Genomic DNA, 1,206 nt, shown 5'->3' with positions numbered 1-1,206 from the left:
GTCCGGCACAAACTTCATTGCTATTGCAACGCTATGCCAATTGAGATGAGATTTGGTTATATCTTGTATAACTTCAATCGTTTTTTCAGCAGGCATACCATAAAGAAAGTTTTTAACGTGAAGGAATAAAAAACGTGAACTTTCGCAAAAATACTCTAGTACTCACGATGCTTGCAACGGCAGCTCCGATTGCCGCACAAGCAGCTTCTAAACCCAACATGTTGGTTATCATGGGTGATGACATCGGCTACGGTAACATCTCTGCTTACAACCAAGGCATGCTTGGCTACAACACACCAAACATCGACAGAATTGCGCAAGAAGGTGCGCTTTTCACTGCGTACTACGCGCAGCAATCTTGTACTGCGGGCCGTAGTACTTTCATTACTGGTCAAATGCCAATCCGTACTGGTTTGACGAAAGTCGGCCTACCGGGTGCAGAGCAAGGTCTTCAGCCGCAAGACATTACAATGGCGACGGCACTTAAAGATATGGGCTACGCGACAGGCCAATTTGGTAAAAACCACCTTGGTGACAAAGATGAAATGTTGCCAACAAACCACGGTTTTGATGAGTTCATGGGTAACCTTTACCACTTGAACGCGGAAGAAGAGCCTGATAACCCTGATTACCCGAAAGATCCTGCGTTCCGCAAAAACTTTGGCCCGCGTGGCGTAATCCATTCTTATGCAGATGGCAAAATTGAAGACACAGGTCCTTTGACGCGTAAGCGCATGGAAACGGTCGACCAAGAAACGCTAGACGCGGCAATGAATTTCATGGAGCGTCAAGTTAAAGCGAACAAGCCGTTCTTCTTGTGGTACAACGCAACACGCATGCACATTTGGACGCATGTGAAAGAAGAAAACCGTACAACAGGTTTGGGTGAATACGCAGATGGTATGGTAGAGCACGACAACATGGTTGGTGAGTTGCTAGATAAACTGGATGATCTGAAAGTGGCCGACAACACCATCGTGATTTACACCACCGATAATGGCCCGATGAACGCGACCTGGCCTGATGCAGCATTTGGTCCTTTCCGTGGTGAGAAAAACACAGGTTGGGAAGGTGGCTTCCGCGTACCAGCAATGGTTCGTTGGCCTGGACACATTGCACCAAATACGAAGTTAAACGACATCTTTGCGGGTGAAGACTGGTTCCCAACACTGCTTTCTGCGGCGGGTAACAACACCATCAAGCAAG

At 47.4% G+C, this 1,206-nt stretch carries 1 protein-coding gene; it reads left to right on the top strand.

Going from position 1 to position 1,206, the window contains the following annotated elements:
- Positions 1-167: 167 nt before the first annotated feature.
- Positions 168-1,206 (top strand): arylsulfatase (locus R7E00_RS24205; RefSeq protein ID WP_318124794.1); only part of this gene is annotated, 1,039 nt, incomplete at its 3' end.

This window comes from Vibrio sp. Vb1755 (assembly GCF_033338635.1).
GTDB lineage: Bacteria > Pseudomonadota > Gammaproteobacteria > Enterobacterales > Vibrionaceae > Vibrio > Vibrio alginolyticus.
This window is presented reverse-complemented; position numbering and strand designations above follow the sequence as displayed.